Annotated in this window: 7 protein-coding genes; 5 read left to right on the top strand and 2 right to left on the bottom strand. The window is 41.6% G+C overall.

Annotated features, from left to right (window positions below):
- Positions 1–333 precede the first annotated feature (333 nt).
- On the bottom strand, positions 334–9708 hold the full coding sequence (locus ACED45_RS22045) for a tandem large repeat (RefSeq protein ID WP_371715010.1): 9375 nt from the start codon (positions 9706–9708) through the stop codon (positions 334–336).
- 258 nt (positions 9709–9966) lie between these two features.
- On the opposite strand from ACED45_RS22045, the gene ACED45_RS22040 reads away from it, so the two are divergent.
- From ACED45_RS22040 to ACED45_RS22030, 3 genes are all read left to right on the top strand, one after another.
- Positions 9967–10923: a peptidoglycan DD-metalloendopeptidase family protein gene (locus ACED45_RS22040; protein ID WP_371715009.1), complete on the top strand. Its 957-nt coding sequence runs from the start codon at positions 9967–9969 to the stop codon at positions 10921–10923.
- 318 nt (positions 10924–11241) lie between these two features.
- On the top strand, positions 11242–12177 hold the full coding sequence (gene ylqF, locus ACED45_RS22035) for a ribosome biogenesis GTPase YlqF (protein WP_029405588.1): 936 nt from the start codon (positions 11242–11244) through the stop codon (positions 12175–12177).
- 284 nt (positions 12178–12461) lie between these two features.
- On the top strand, positions 12462–13487 hold the full coding sequence (locus ACED45_RS22030) for a GGDEF domain-containing protein (protein ID WP_371715008.1): 1026 nt from the start codon (positions 12462–12464) through the stop codon (positions 13485–13487).
- Between the two features lie 169 nt (positions 13488–13656).
- Here the strand turns inward: ACED45_RS22030 and ACED45_RS22025 are convergent, their stop codons facing one another.
- Complete coding sequence (locus ACED45_RS22025; RefSeq protein ID WP_019824456.1) at positions 13657–14202, bottom strand: GNAT family N-acetyltransferase; 546 nt, start codon at positions 14200–14202, stop codon at positions 13657–13659.
- Between the two features lie 166 nt (positions 14203–14368).
- On the opposite strand from ACED45_RS22025, the gene ACED45_RS22020 reads away from it, so the two are divergent.
- Positions 14369–15511, top strand: a complete 1143-nt coding sequence (locus ACED45_RS22020) for an acyl-CoA desaturase (RefSeq protein ID WP_048660095.1) — start codon at positions 14369–14371, stop codon at positions 15509–15511.
- 279 nt (positions 15512–15790) lie between these two features.
- Complete coding sequence (locus ACED45_RS22015; protein WP_371715007.1) at positions 15791–17161, top strand: endonuclease/exonuclease/phosphatase family protein; 1371 nt, start codon at positions 15791–15793, stop codon at positions 17159–17161.
- Positions 17162–17247 lie beyond the last annotated feature (86 nt).

Raw genomic sequence — 17247 nt, 5'->3', positions numbered from 1 at the left:
GATGATCTGATCGTAGCTTTAAGCATTAGTTCCCTGATTTAGGAAACAAAGCCACCTGTAGTACGTTTAACAGATTGATAGGAAGCATACCTCAACATGCTCAGTTCTATGCTCGATTTATACCATGCAAGGAAACATAGACTATTCCAGTCTATTATTCATTAGGAAAATTTAATCAATAAAAAACTAAAGCAGAATCAGCCTAGGTGTTATAAATATTTACCTTTATGGCGAATTCACCACATTTTCTCTCTTATTCAGATTAGATGCGGGCTTTAACATAGAGCACTTTAATTCGAGTAAAAAGAAAGCGAGCTTAATGCTCGCTTTCTTTTAGGCTGCTTTCTGGGAGGGTAACTCCGCGGAATCACTTTCCCAATAGTTTGGAACAACAAGCGCTGTAGTACTAGAGTAATTGAATGTTGTACTCACCTCATCAGCGGACGCAGATAATGAGTTGGTGCCATTTGCATAAACGGTTATATCTCCGTCTTTCAAAGTAGACAAATCAAGATCAACGGTCCATGTACCATCGGCTAGCACTGTTGCACTGCCTAAAACCTTCAAGCTATCGGTATCAATAGCTTTGAGTGCTATTGAGTCCCACTCCTCAAAACGAGTAGTTGTTCCATTGATAGTTACTTTTGTTAGGCCTGTGACATCGTTTATCGTTTCAAAAGCGATAGTAGGGGTTATCGCTAGCGCGTTGTCCAACGTGTATTCAACACCTGTATTACCCGCCGCATCCTCAAAGCCTTGCAGCGTTAACGCCACACTCTTCACCGAATCCGCAACCGACGCTACTTCTGCTGTACCCACCCATTGGGTTTGAGTACCCGATTGTGCTGTCCAGTTGATCGCCGCTGTACCCAGCGCCGAACCCGTTGGCGTTGTGACGCCTTTGTCGAATGTAGCGGTAACTGTCACGCTCTCACCCGCCGCTGCGTGCGTCGGGTTAATCGACGTTTGGCTGTCGTCCACCGTTGGCTTAGTTTGCGTCAACGTAAATGTCGTCCCCGCTTCTTTTGCCGGCGCCTCCAAGTCGTTAGTCCCGTTCACCGTCACCGCAATGGTGCCGTCTTTAAGACCAGAGACGTCTAACGTCGCGTTCCATTTACCCAATGCAGCCACTGTCGTGGTTTGCGTGACTTCTTTATTGTCCGTATCGACCGCTTTGATGGTCAATGTGTCGGTGGTTTCGAAGCGTGTGCTATTACCACTGACTGCAACGCTTGCAGCGCCCGCTTCGTTAACATCACTGATAGCTTCAACGGTTAAGGTTGGGGTCATCGCTAGCGCTTTGCTAGAAGTGAATGCCTCACCGGTATTGCCCGTTGCATCACTAAAGCCTTGCAGCGTTAACGCCACACTCTTCACCGAATCCGCAACCGACGCTACTTCTGCTGTACCCACCCATTGGGTTTGAGTACCCGATTGGGCTGTCCAGTTGATCGCCGCTGTACCCAGCGCCGAACCCGTTGGCGTTGTGACGCCTTTGTCGAATGTAGCGGTAACTGTCACGCTCTCACCCGCCGCTGCGTGCGTCGGATTAATCGACGTTTGGCTGTCGTCCACCGTTGGCTTAGTTTGCGTCAACGTAAATGTCGTCTCCGCTTCTGCTGCTGGCGCATTCAACTTGTTTGTTCCGTTAACCGTCACTCTAATGGTGCCATCTTTAAGACCAGACACGTCGAGCTTTGAACTCCAATCACCGTCAGCGTTTGGATTTGGATTTGGGTTTACGGTTACTTCGCTCCCTTCCGAGTCCCTTGCCTTAATCGTAAAACTATCACCGATTTCAAAGCGTTTACTGCCGCCACTGACTGTAACGTTAGCAACACCCTCTCCGTTAACATCACTGATAGCTTCAACAGTTAACGTTGGCGTGATTGGCAATTCATATGACGTGTTATCCTCGCCCACATTGCCTACTAGATCTTTATATTGGCTCACCACTAAGCCAACACCGAGATCTGGTACGTTCGGGACTTTCACGGTTCCGGTCCAAACTTTCTTATTTTCAGTATCAGCAATCATAGTAATATTGTTCGCGCCTAATGTAGCCTTGGCCTCTTGCAACTCTTTGTCAAACTTAAGCTCAACTTGAACATCCTTACCGATTTCTTGATAAGTAGGATCAAACGTCACTTTGGTCAGCGTTGGCAGTACACCCTCGACCCCCATAACTAAACTATCCCCTTTTCCGGGGATAGTATTTACGCTTTCGTAACTATTATCACCGACCCGTATGGTTATGTTTTTGTCCTGTTTTTCAGGCGTTATATAATTGACCGACCAAGTTATGTTATCTGTTGTACTCCATGATGCTTGCTTCAGCTCGCCTATATCATTGTCATCATCTGCTTTAATTTCGACATCTGAAAATTCAAACTTATTAACCTCTTCAGTAAAGGTAAATGAAATAGGAATTTCGACTCCACCAGCCAAAGGCATTGACGCTGTCGTTGATATTGTTAACTCAGGAATACTTGCAGCTTCAACTTTTGTATTTAGTGACTTCTCGGTCTGGTGTTCAACTAAATCGTCTGCCGTTACATTTACTAGATAATCGCCAGGAGATAAAAGATAACGTATCAAGTAAGGGTCACCGTCTTTGGTCGGTTCTTCAATTGATTGTGGATTTACCGGGGCATCGGTACCGTTTTCCGCGGTAGAGCCAACACTGCTTAGATTTTTATCGAAGACGTATGCTCTTACATCCAAATAATATAGCCCTTCCTCTGGAATCATCGAATCCTGAGTACTGGTGATACTTGAAATGACCGGTGCTTGGTAATCAACAATGGATGCGATGCCTTCAGCATCGTAAGTCTTGTTGAACACATTAAAGTCAGTAATAACTCGCCCGATAGAATCGGTTACGGTTACTTTTTGCATATACTCAGCTTGAGCATCGATATCAAAAGTCATCGTATCTGAAGCTGTTGAAGAGGCTATTTTCCCAGAAAACTTAATCGTGTTACCTGAAACTGGAACCAAATCTATAGCATAGGAAGCAGCCTTTACATCTTCTCCATCTTCAGAGGTAATGGTGAACGCTTGGCTATCATTAGTAAAAGCAAGCTTACCCCCTTGTAAACTTGTTATTCCATCAAAAGCCAAATCAATAGTTGGTATCCTAATGTCAATATCAATAGTCTTATTTTGAGTCCAACCTACATTGTCAGTTGCTTCGACATTGACTCGTATCGAATTCAACTCTTCTAACTCAGTTTTTGGAAGATCAAAATAAAGGTGTGAATTTTCGCTATCGTCATCTTTATCAAATACATATTTAGGATTAACTATTGTGTACTTAACCTTTGCTATACCGCTACCTTCATCCCACACAGAAAACTGAAATCTAACTAAGCTAGAATCATCCGGAGATTCATTGAGGGATACAGTGTCGTCAACATTTGGTAGGCTATTATCGACCATTACGCTTACTTCATCGCTTATAGACTCTCCCCATACATCAATAATTTGAATTTTAGGCTTAATAAATTGACCATCTAGTTTGTCATCTAATGGCGCGGTAAACGTCGAGCAAGAATAGTCATCCTCACACTTAGTGAAAGGGCCAAAGTTCTCTGGGTTATCATTCAAATTATATGACGCACCATCTAGAGTTGCGACGACATTTTCAAGATCAGAATTTTGTCCAACCTTCACCTTGAATTTCATTTCAAGGGTCTCACCTCGAATAATAGTATCTTCAGCAGGGCTGGTAATAGCGATTTCTAAATCGCCTTGGGCTGGAAGCAATAATTCTAACGCATGATCCGAACTTAAGTTTCCGGCGACATCAGACAAGTTCTTAATCGTGTATAAGTGCTGTAACGCCCCCGGAGAGAGGATATCGGCATACAACTCGGTATACGTACATGTCGTTATACCCAATTTAGAGCTACAACTATTTGGTTCAAAAGACACATTTAATCGATTTCTTACCAATAACGGTTCGTTACCATCACTAATATCCAAACCAGAAAGATTGTCTTTGAAGCTCAATGTTAAGCTCAGAACTTTCTTACCTTCGGCATTCAAACCAACGTCATTGCCAGTAAATTGATATGTGTCTTGTTCAACCGTCGGGGCATCGATATCCATCATATCAAAGCTGAATTTATTGACTGTTTCAGTATCATTCGTTCCGACTGTTTTCGTTATCAAAACAACAGGTAAAACAGACATATTCACATCAGTTGTAATGCTACACTTATAATTTTCTTGAGGATTAGTTATAACACCTGAATAAGCATTGTTCGAACCATCTTCCGGCACACCGTCTGAGGTGTAATTCTCTCTCACCCAACATTCTAATGTTCTTGCTTTTACCTCTCCCGCTGGGCCAAATTCAACATTAAGGGTACTTCCCGATATATGACTTTGGAAGTCAGTCGGTTTTACGATTGACAGAGCAACACCTTGACGTTGCACATTGATACTTTCTGACCGTTCGGAAACAGGCCTTTCTTGTTCAGAGCTATAGCGAACGTTATTATATACTTTGAATTCCAACTGATAGGCACCATCTTCCGTTAGATCTGCCTCTGTCAACCTAGCTTCCCAAAGGCCACCTTTCTGAGAAAATGAGATATTGTTGGTTTGTTCCCCATATTTATAAGTACCTTCAACTAGCGGGATCCCGCTCTCATCTTCAGCATCAATACCTATGATTACAGGTTCACTACGAGTAATTTGTACCTGGCCAACAGAAGAAACAGGCGTGCCATCTTCATATGTGAAAGTAACCGAGTTAATAGTGGGCTTTGAGTTTTGAACTTTAACCGCATAATCTACGGTTGTCGTATTTCCTCTAATGTCGGAACCACCTAATCTGATTGTGCGAGTCGCACTATCGCCATCGCTTTCGCCTCCTAAAGGAATCTTCATATCTTCACCAACTAAGGTGCTTGCATCAGAGGGGTTTTCTTTGAAAGTCCAATACTCTAATGTTTCTTTGTTAACACCCTCTGACGATGGTGTTCCCCTGTCATTTAAGTCTTGAGCAGAAAGGTTGAATACATAATTACCAAGATAGAAACTTTCCGGATCAAACCCATTTAACTTTAGTGATGGCCCTTCACGATCTAGCAGAACAGTTCTAATTTCTGTTTTAGATTCAAATCCATATTCGTCTACAGCTTTAAGGTACAGGTTCGCCTTTTTGTCTTCGCTAATTACGATAGCGTCACTTTGTGTTTCTGTAATTACGATATCAAAAGGCTGCGTTGGATCTTTGGGGTCAATGGAACGTATTGCAGCCACTTGATCTTGTTGCCAAAGTTCAACTTTAGATACATCAGAATCGTCAGATACTGACGTAAGCTTCACCGTAAAGTTGGTACCAAGAACATAGCTTTCGCCGGAGTTTGTATCTATTACCCACGGGTCAGCAAGTTCAATTACTGGCCCCACATTGTCGACTAAGAATTCAAATTCACCACTGTGTGTACCTGATGGAAAAGAACTGTCTGTTGCTGTTACGTAAAAGAAGTTTTTCTCATTATATTTAAATGCTTCGGCAACTAGTCTCACCTCTACGTTAGGCTGTATGCCTAATAGATACGGCTCAGTACTCTCTTCAGGTGCGGTTTCATAATGCTGTAAAGTAAAACGCCTTCCAGACTCTGGCTTCATATCGACTTCAACCAAACTCCCTGGACTTAAGCTCCAAGTAATATCAGGAACCCAGGTAGTATTGCCACCTAAGTGGTTAGTAATTTTAGAGCCGTTTACTACCGGACCTTTGGAATCAAGTAACACACTAAATTGAGGGGCATTAGTCGTCTGACGGTTAACTATATTAGACAGTTTGTCTTCAGCATTAACATATACCGTCCAATTACCATCTTCTGGACTAATTATATTACCTTGGCTGCTACACTTGTCTCCAGAGCACAGTTTTACCTTAAAATCATCCTCTGTATTGCTCGAAAAATGCGAGTTAGCGTCATATTCATTGGTAGCACCTGTTGCCGGGTTATAAAAAGTTAACCCTCGCTCGTCCAATTTATCTCCTACAATATCGTCAATTTTGAAAGTGAGTTCTTGGACATAATTAGTATTCAAATAGACATTTTCGTCAATTGGGTCACCATTACCATCTCTCGGGGGGATATAAGTCGCTAAAGGATAATCATTATCCACATATAAGGTTTCTATATGTGGATCCTCCCCATTGTAACCATAGCTATTTCCATGCTCATCCATTGCACTCGTTATAAGCTCAAACTTGGCAATATCTGTGAGATTTGAAGACTCGGTATTAAGGGTAAATAAATACTCCTTTTTATAACTATCACCATCTGACTCTCGAATATTTAGGTCAAGTGGGGTTCCCGTATTCGGTTCAGTTTTCTCATACCACATAGTAACAAAAGATGGCTGGTTGCCTTCTTCCACAACAATGCCAGACGGATCTTCCAAAAGAATCCGCGAATCTAAAACACCAGCAACGTAATGTTTATTTCCAACCCATGTTTCTCGGCCATTTTCGATACTTAACGAAGGTTGAGGCGGTGATTTATCAATACTTTCGCCATCACCGTCTATAATTTGTTCGCCATCTAGGCTTGGGTTCGCCATTGATATTTGGTCGGCATATCTCTGAGCTAAGTTAGCTTCAACACCATACTTTTTAGTCATAATGTTATAGTACGATTGCGCTAAGTCATTACGGTAAGACTTTGAGTTAAACTCATATGAATCTAGAACTATTTTTTTACCCCCACTACCGACACCGTTAGCTTGGCCATCGTATTGCAAGTCATCATAGATAGCTGAAGCAAAATCAACAGAGTTACTTAATAGCATACCGTTTATTTGGGTGATGTCGTAAATTGCTTCGACTAAAAACCTATGAATATAATTATTAGGTAGTTTTTCCGGAATAGCACCTTTCAACATTTCATTCGTTGCATACGAAACGATCGTTGGGTCGAAGCCAAAGAATGAATCGCTTCCACCAGCGAGAGCATATTGTACGTCGTCTAAAATTCGTGCGGCATTCTCAGGAGTCTTATTTCCCGCTTCAACTTGATTCCATTGAGAGTCAAACAGTCCGGTTTGGTATGTTGCAAGTTCAGTAATATAAAAAGTCTTAGAACCATTAAGTTTAAAATAGGCTCCTATATTAGCGCTATTTAAGTTCACTTGTTCTGATTGTGTGCCTGGATCACTCTCCCACTTGTAGTAATGCGGTTGCGTATTACTATCAATACCGATTAATCTAACTCGCATAAAGTCGTAGTTAACTACATCGGTTGTTGTTTCACATCCAGCAACATCTAGTGCTTTATTAGTTCCATTACTTTCTAGGTGTTGAATCGTGGTGCATCTTCCTAGCGACGTGAACTCTCCCTTCGAGTTTAATCCCTCCAATTGAACACTAGCTCCGATAAATGGAGTAACAATCGTCATTGTCGGCAAATCGAAACTACTACGAAAATAGACTTCTTGCTCAGCACTTTCATTTTCAGACTCGTCAATAGTTTGAATCACTAGTTTTTGACTGCTGTTCTCGGATGTAGAATCGAAGTTGTCACCAAGTATTTCTTTTACAAAGGGAACATAATAGATGACCTCATTTACGTGCCCTTCAGTATCAGAGATAGCTTCGTGAGGTATATTGGCGGCAGAGGCTACGGTGTCGGTTACCTTCTGAAGCACGTAGTTATTATCGTTGTTTGCGCTTACTAAATACTTAACAACTAGCTTAAGTTTGTCGGCACTAGATCCTAATCCCATATCCCCGTTGCCATCTGAGACTCTGATACGAACATATGGAATTTTGTTATCTTTGAGGGCGTTGACATTAAAGTCACTAAAATCGACATCTGGAATTGAGCTTAAAATCCCCTTGCTCGCGTAAATGTAATCAATTTTCAAATAATCACGAGTGGACTGAACCGTTTCTGATGTGTAGGTGTCTTGCGTATAAACATCTTCTTTAGTTACTCGCTCCCCATCAACACTAACATTGACATAATTCATTGGAGCATTCTCTGGATAGCTAATCACTTGCGCCGGCGCTTGGTCATCACGAACGACTTCGTGAACTTTCTTACCAATATTCCCGTTGCTATCGGTGGCTTTAATTTCAAATGTTGTTATTGATACAAATTCATCGGTTGAATATTTTTTGCTGAATTCACAGTAGGTACCAGAACAAGCAACACTGTCATCTAAACCTCCTTTAAATGAAACAGTTACCGAATCAATTTCTTGTGATTCTTCTTTTACAGTACCTTTAAGCACATACTCTTTTGCACTGTTGTTTATAGAACTAGCCGAAGTTACGTCAATTACCGGCGCATTGTTGTCCCATTCAAAGTTGATATAGTGGCCAACATCTCGCCCTCGAACTAATTCGTTGCCTAACACATCAGTCGTATAAAAAACCAAACGTGCCGCAGTGACATTTGAGAGTTCCGTATCCGAATCAACTTCTACCGCGTCAATGGCTTTTGTGTCTACACTTACTTTAATACTTGTTTCTCTAAGACCAGATTCAAAGCCGTCGAACTCCAAGAAACAAAACTCACTATCCGAAGTTTGTTCATCGTCACACTGACTCTCGAGAGACCAGACACCGTCCAGTTGGTATTCAAGGTACGCTGAAACACCTTGAACACCAATTTCATCATTGAGCTTAATATCCACTTTATCGAGACCTGCCAATACATCACTGTCTGTTCTAGACACTGTAGGCGCTTCGGTATCAATTTCGGTTTCATCGCGAGGAGGGATCACACCGCCAGTACCGCTATTGGTGCCTTGGTCATTAATCTTACGGCTAAACTCAACATAGTCGTCTGCGTCTGTTCCTGAAATATTTAAGTTAGGATCATTGACGACAATTAGAACATGCTGTGCCAAATCGTTAGTGTAAATATCACTAGAGACTTTTTGTTGACCGAAGGTTAAAGGGGTTACCCCTCCCGACACAGTACTTATTTCCAGCCCATCAAGAAGACCATCGGCAATGACATCTCGATATTGGATATCAGCCAAATGCATCGATGTGTAAATATTACTCTGAGTATCACCGTATTTTTGAATTAGGTCGTACGAATAAGAAGAATAAGCGGTTAACAAAGCACCATATTGGTGACCGGATGTAGCAAAACTACTTTGACCACCTTTGGTTATGTCTATCGGTGTAGTTTCATTGACATCGAAACCATACATATCGTTAATGCTATTTAATGCTTCTGAGATAGCAGTAGAGCCTGACACTCCCTTGCCTACTTTGTATTGAGTTAAACCTGAAACTATGTTGGTTAAAGGGGTCAACATTAAGCTTTGATCTTGGCCTTCCTTATAGTTAATCATGGCTTCTAAACGGAGAGTTTTACCATTACTAACGGACACTGTGTCGTTAGTCAGTGGATCAGTATAACTGCCCTCTTTTGCGACGATGATAAGTGGCATCGATGAAGACTCGAATTCGACCTTGTAGTCGCCAAAAGCATCAGAAGTCGTGCTAGCTAACTTCCTGCCTAGGTTCCCATCTTTGTATTCAAATACCTCGATTTTCGCACCACTAACAGGAGCGTCAAAAACGTTACCTGAGATGCTCCCGGTATTTCTTGCTGGCGGTGTATTATCACCACCACCTTCCCCACCACCACATGCGCTCAAGATAAGCGACGTAACAATAAGACCTAATATTGATTTCAGCGTGTTTTTAGTGAACATAGTTTTCTGGCAAAGTATATTTTGCCGCGATTATATTATCGTCCAAGATTTTCTCAACGTGACGAAATGACTAGTTGCGAAGTACAATTTCGCTAAATTAAAAGGTGAAAAGTTTGTTTTTTATCACCGTAAAAAAACAGCCTATACTTTTAACTAGTCATTAAGCAGGAATTAAATAAAATAACATGAAAAAAAAACAAATAAATATTATGATCCAATCCTTACTTTTGTCCATTCACTAAAACTTATTGATAATTTATGTATTTGAAGAAAAATCACCATTTGAGTTTTAACGCCTTAACATATGGTTTTTTTATGGTTTTTTTGATCACTGCCGTAGCTATGGCCTTAGGTCATTTCCGCTCAAGTACTCAAAAAAAACAAATTATTAAGATTACAGAACCCCAACACCACCTAACCACAACACCTACACCTACACCTAGATCCGCAATGGTCTCAGGGGTTGTTAAATACTCTTTTATCAGTTCCATATTGTCTTCAGGTCTAACAAACGATGAATTAAAATCTTTGTTGAATTTATTAGGTGATAATTTTGACATTATAAAATCGGTTAATAATGGTGATAAATTTTCAATAAGGACACAATATGACGGTTCTAATACAGAATATGTTAGTGCTTTTTACTATTTAGGTAGTGACGTAGAGTTTTTTGCCATGAGAGGGGCTGATGATAATATTTACAATGAGAATGGATATAAGTTAAATAATGACTATGTATTCCCTCTTCCTCAGCATTTTCGCGTAAGTTCACCGTTCAATTTAAGCAGAAAACACCCAATAACGAACCGCATTGCCCCCCACTTTGGAACAGATTACGCAACACCAATAGGTACAAAGGTTCATTCATTGTCAGATGGCATCGTTTTGAAGTCCCGGTATAACCGTTTTGCTGGTAACTATCTAACCATAAAACACGCTGATGGAAACTACGCTCGCTACCTACACCTTTCAGAAAAACACGTTTCGGCCGGAGAGTTCATCACTAAAGGTCAAATCATTGGACTCACTGGAAATTCAGGTCGAACTACTGGTCCTCACTTACATATAGAACTATCGGTTGCGGGAGTGCCTGTGGATTTCGAACAATATATCAATACAGACAGAAGTTATAACAACCAATTCATTTATATCGCTCAAGCAGAACGTAAACAGTTGATGAAAAACCTCGTTCAATCAAATCAACCACAGACATAACCCCATAGGATTATGTCTCCAGTCGGATCTTCGAGATAAAACACTCAATGCAATAGTATTTTATCTTTCAACAATTGGCGACACACAAAAACTTGCTTTTCGCCGAATCCATTTCAAATCATCAACTGTTAAATCATATGCCTGCTAGATGGATTACAGCATTTGAACTCTCTACGTATGCGCCCCTTACAATCGCTCACTGCAATAATATTGCCTGTAAGGACTTTCACTCTGATTAATCTAGGGCAACATAGCGCTTTACACGCCCTAACGAACCCTTACAATGTGCAGCAAATATATTTATCAAGGTTTATCTCTATGTCTATTCAATGGTTTCCGGGCCACATGCATAAAGCCCGCAAAGAAATCGAAGAAGTTATCCCACAGGTTGATGTGATCATCGAAGTACTGGACGCTCGTATCCCGTTTAGTAGTGAAAACCCAATGATCTCTTCACTGCGCGGCGATAAGCCTTGTGTAAAAGTGTTGAACAAGCGTGACCTTGCAGATCCTGAACTGACTCAACGTTGGATTGAACACTTCGAGAAAGAGCAAGGCGTTAAAGCGATTGCGATTACGACTAGCGTAAAAGAAGAAGTTAACCACGTTATGGAGCTAGTACGTAAGCTGGCGCCACACCGTGAACAGATGGGCAAGAACATTCGTACAATGATCATGGGCATCCCGAATGTGGGTAAATCGACCATCATCAACTGCTTGGCTGGACGTACGATTGCGGTTACTGGTAACCAACCTGCGGTAACTCGTCGTCAACAACGTATCAACCTGCAAAACGGCGTGATTCTTTCAGATACTCCAGGAATCCTTTGGCCTAAAGTGGAAAACCCACACAGTGGCTTCCGCTTGGCTGCAACAGGTGCTGTAAAAGATACGGCAATGGAATACGATGAAGTGGCATTTTACACAGTAGAGTACCTAGCAAAACAGTACCCTAACCTTTTGCAAGAGCGCTACCAAATTGAAGAGCTGCCTGAGTCTGACATCGAATTGATGGAAGCGATTGGCCGTAAGCGTGGTGCACTTCGTGCCGGTGGTCATATCGACATTCACAAATGTTCAGAAATCCTGCTTCACGAATTGCGTAACGGCACTTTAGGTAAGGTAACACTTGAGCTACCTGAAATGATCACACAAGAGCTGATCGAAGTTGAAGAAGCGGCTGCGCTGAAAGCCGAACAACAGATTAAGAAAAAAGAAGAGCGTCGTAAGCGTTACTTGAAGAACAAGCGTTAATCGCTATTAGTTTTTATTAATCTACTTTAGTTTCTGTTTACCACTCTTACACCTGCCTCTAATATATTCACGTTCTATCGATGATAGAGCGTGAATATTGCCTGTTACCGTTTGTTGATCTAGCTAACATACTGACAAATCTATAGAAACGGTCGTTTACAATCCCAAAGACTGTGACATACTACGCAAATTATTGTGTATCAATCTCGGATAATTTCTCAATGCGCTCTTATTCTGGGTTCAAGAATCAAAGATTTAAAACCTATTTCGATAATGAAATTTATTTGCCGTACATAAATTTCATCTACATACCAATCTCAATATTCTGTGCTTTCATCATCACCGACTACATCCACTTTGGTAGCGAGTGCATTACGCCTATCATATTCCGAGTCATGCTTTTTCTATTGATGATGGCTGTCGCCAGATACTGCATTACAAACAAACCCAACGTTTTGGAACTGGTAGAAAGTACTTTCCTTGTAGTTAGCTCACTTTTCTTGGTCTATGTCGGTCGGCTTGCGATTGATCTGAATAATTTCGATTACCAAGGTGGTATCATTCTTGTCATGATCTACATTGGCACATTTTCAAGATTGTCAGCCAAATACAGTATCTTTACGCTGTCGTTTATCTTTTTGGCTTATCTGATCGGCCTTGCGCCACTGCTTTATGAAGCAGAGCCAAAGCATGAAATAGAAACAATTTCCGTTTATATTTCGGCTTACATCCTAATCTCAGCGGCCTGTATAAGACGTGACTTAGAAGTACACAAGCGTTTTGCTCAATCCGAGCAGTTGCGCAAACAAGCGATTCAGCTTCGCAAGCAGTCCAATATGTTTGAGGCCCTTTCTTATCAAGACGCGCTAACAGGTTGCTACAACCGCCTTTATCTTCATCAGGTCATAGAACCGAGCATAAACCGTCAGTTATCCATTACATCGATAATGATAGATGTTGATCATTTCAAATCAATTAACGACACCTACGGCCATCAAATGGGCGACATGGTGATAAAAGAACTGGCTGATGAGATTCAAAAACGACTACCGACGAGCAGTAACTGCTTTCGATACGGGGGTGAAGAATTTTTGGTGATGGTGCAAGGGGAAACAAAGGCTTCAATTGAATCGCTAGTTAACTCCCTTTTAGAGTCCCCTTCTCGCCTTAGGTTAGAGGTAACGATTTCAATCGGTGTAAAACATGCACCTCAGGCCCTTGGTTCTGTCGAGCAACTTATCGACGACGCCGACCAAGCACTCTACATTTCGAAGAAAGGCGGTAGGAATAAGATCACATGGTGTGATTAATCACCCAGTATTTCACGCACCTTAGCGATTAACAAAAAAGACGACTACTCCAATCAAAAAAGCCCCGAACAATTTAATGCTCGGGGCTTTTATCTTTGTTCTTCTGCTTTAAAATAGCTTCGTTAAGAACCTGCTACTCAGCAAAAAAACAGTATTCAACAAGAATCGACTAAGAATACACAACGCTCGCTGTTTTCTGTTCAAGTTCAACGGGAGAGCTCCAAGAAATCACTTTTTCATTCACTTGGCTGCCACATGGTGCGTTCCAAACTTGCTCTAGTTCTTCTTTGCCACCAATCGCCTGATAAAAAGCAATCGCTTGGTGGTTCTCAGACATCACCTCTAGGTAAAGCCCTGAGTCCGAATAGTATTGCTGCAACCACTTCGACAATTCAGACAACAGACGCTTGCCTACACCTCGTCCACGATAATTATTATCTACATGTAACGCATCGATGAACGTACCACGCTCAAAGTTGTGATTACCGAACGCGCAGACAAAACCAACCAGTAAACCGCCTTCCTCAAGCAATAAAACATGTTGGTTGAAAGGAGGATTAATCAAACGAGTCTGCCAAATAACAGATCTGTCCTCCAAAACATCATTTTCTAAGTAATCATCAGCAAGGATGCCACGGTAATATAGCTTCCAGCTATCCGCGTGTAATTGGGCAATCCGCTCATAATCTTTATATTCAGCTACCTTAATTTCCATTTATTAGCCCTTAGTACTTCCATTTATGACTTGCTACTACATTTCACACTACCTTTATACAATATTTAAGCAAAACATACTAATACACGTTTACACTTTCAATATTGACTTACACGTGTACGCTGATATTCTAGCGCACAGATGTAAGCCCAATGGAAATTTGCTAATGAATAGTGCCGACAAACAATCTACAAAAAAGCCGCCATTAATCTGGCTCAATATTTTTGTATTCTCTTTTAGTATGCTGCTTGCTGTTGTAGCCGCTCCCGTTTATGGCTACTTTTTTGGCTATGGTATGGAGCATTGGATATGGCTAGCGATCTGCTTTACGTTCTGTAACCTTTCAATCACGACGGGTTATCACCGTTTATGGTCACACAAGGCATTTGAAGCACATTCAAGCCTAAGATTCCTGTTTGCATTAGGTGGCGCATTTGCCCTGCAGAACAGCGCGCTACACTGGTCTTCTGATCACCGTGTACACCACAAGCATGTCGATAACAACGACAAAGACCCATACTCTGCAAAACGTGGGTTTTGGTACTCACACATTGGTTGGATGATTCGTAATTACAGCACTTCAATGTACGAAAACTACGAAAACTGCCGTGACCTTAAAAAAGACAAGATTGTTATGTGGCAGCACAAGCACTATGTTCTGTTGGCATTGCTGATGAACTTCGGTGTTCCTATCGCTTTAGGTGTTATTTACGGTGACGTACTTGGCATGTTGTTAATCGTAGGCGCTGTTCGTTTGGTACTTAACCACCACACAACATTCTTCATTAACTCTCTTGCTCACATCTGGGGTAGCCAACCTTTTACCGACAAAAACACGGCCCGCGATAACGGTGTGTTGGCGGTTCTAACTTTTGGCGAAGGCTACCATAACTTCCACCACATTTTTGAGAACGACTACCGTAACGGCATCTACTGGTGGCAATACGATCCTACAAAGTGGTTGATCAAAAGTGCTTCATTGATGGGACTGACAAGTAAGCTTAAGAAGACCCCTCAAGCTCGCATTGAGAAAGCCGAAGCGTCAATGCTACTCAAACGCACACAGCAAAAAATCATGCACCGTGCCGACAAGCAACAAATCGCAGACAAGCTTCAGCAAGAATTCGATGCTCTAGTATCAAACATGAACGAGTACTACGAAGTCAAAAAGCAGCTACTTGAAAGTAAACGTGAAGACGTTGTGAAGAAGTACGAACACTCAGTTCTTAAAGTTCGTTACCAGCAAATCAAAATGAATTTCGAACAACAGAAGAAAAATTGGGCGATGACAGTGGAACAATATGCTTAAAGCAAAAAAATACGCTTAACACACCAATAACAACACAGTTTGATTCTTATTCTGAAGCCCTTATATTGCTATGAGGGCTTTTTTAATTCACAGTTCTAATTAAATTTATGAATTTTAAGTCTTTATTCTAATTACAGACACTAGTTCCAAATGTCACATTTTCAATGCAACAAGATGTCACTTCAGAGCCTTGCCTGTGACAAGAATCACTTACAGAATGATATCCATCTCATAACATGCGCGTCCCAAATTTCTTTCAGCAATTAGCGGACCCACTTTATGAAATTGTTAAAAACATCTATCGCTTTCGCCATCTCTTCTGCACTTTTGATTGGTTGCAGCAGTGACACAGATTACGTTCAACCTGAAGAAGTAAAGATCGCGACTTATAACTTGTCTTTTGATCGTGCCACCTTCGAAGACCTTATAACAGAAATGCAGATTGAACCAAGCGCTCAAACAAAACTAGTAACCGACTATTTGGATAACACGATTGATGACGCTGACAAAGTAACAGCTGCCAAGGTTATCCAGATCCGCAACGTCGCTGCCGTGATTCAAAAGAATCGACCTGATGTGCTGATGATGGCTGAATTTAACAATGATGGCACAGGTACTGATAAATCAGCGCTCGAAGGCTTCCAGAAGAACTACCTTTCTGTTGCTCAAAGTATCGAAGGTGCAGGTGGCGACGCGAACCTAGAACCAATTTCATATCCATATTTTGAAAGCTACTCGACCAATACAGGTTTGTTGAACGAATTTGGTTTTGATTTAGACAATGACGGTAATTTTGGAACACTTCCCGGTGATGCGTGGGGCTTCGGTTTCTACCATGGTCAGTATGCGTTTGCTCTAATGTCTAAATATGAGATAGACACGGCCAACACTCGCACATTCCAAGAATTTAAATGGAAAGATCTTGAAGGTGCAACCATCCCAACAATCACAGTTTGTGATGATCCTAGTAAGTTCCCTGTCGGCATGAACTGTGGCGACGAGTGGTACACAGCAGCTGAATGGGAAGAAGTTCGTCTATCGTCAAAAAACCACGTTGACGCGCCGATCCTAATTCCAACTAAAAACGGGACAGAAACCGTTCACTTGTTGATGTCACACCCTACTCCTCCAGCTTTTGATGTGGGTAAGAACATTGAGCAAAACGCAGCGGAAGTCGACTTCTGGCACCAATACATCCAAAACAAGTCGTTCATCTATGATGACACTGGAAAAACAGGTGGCCTAGAGCAAGGCAAGCACTTTGTTATGATGGGTGACCAAAACCTAGATCCTGTTGATGGCGACGGCATTAGCTCTGTAATGCAAGATTTGCATAACGACTCGTTAGTTAACCAAGACGTCACCAATGGCAGCTTGTATCCAACAAGTTATGGCGCAGCTGAACATGCGGTAGATAAATCATCGTCTCACCCACAGCCGAACCGTATCACTTCAACATTTGGACTTGCTGTAGATTACGCACTGCCTTCAGCAACACTTAACATCGTTGATTCTGGTGTTTACTGGGCCGCTTCTTATGAAGAAGGACGCAAGCTATTCAATGACTCACGAATTGGTGATTATGGTAACGGTAAAGATGTTTCATCTGACCACCGCATGATCTGGGTAAAGGCTGATTTCAGTAACTAATTCATTCACTTTTTAAAATGCCCGGCTTAGTGTCTAATGCCGTTCGGATAAGCATTATTGCTTGAACCTGAACGGATATTTGGCTG

The sequence above is a fragment of the Vibrio crassostreae genome (genome assembly GCF_041439375.1).
Classification (GTDB): Bacteria; Pseudomonadota; Gammaproteobacteria; order Enterobacterales; family Vibrionaceae; genus Vibrio; species Vibrio crassostreae_D.
This window is presented reverse-complemented; position numbering and strand designations above follow the sequence as displayed.

Coding starts and splice junctions, on each gene's coding strand:
- ACED45_RS22015 (WP_371715007.1), top strand. CDS start 15,791: ATGAAATTGTTAAAAACATCTATCGCTTTCGCCATCTCTTCTGCACTT.
- ACED45_RS22025 (WP_019824456.1), bottom strand. CDS start 14,202: ATGGAAATTAAGGTAGCTGAATATAAAGATTATGAGCGGATTGCCCAA.
- ACED45_RS22045 (WP_371715010.1), bottom strand. CDS start 9,708: ATGTTCACTAAAAACACGCTGAAATCAATATTAGGTCTTATTGTTACG.
- ACED45_RS22020 (WP_048660095.1), top strand. CDS start 14,369: ATGAATAGTGCCGACAAACAATCTACAAAAAAGCCGCCATTAATCTGG.
- ACED45_RS22040 (WP_371715009.1), top strand. CDS start 9,967: ATGTATTTGAAGAAAAATCACCATTTGAGTTTTAACGCCTTAACATAT.
- ylqF (WP_029405588.1), top strand. CDS start 11,242: ATGTCTATTCAATGGTTTCCGGGCCACATGCATAAAGCCCGCAAAGAA.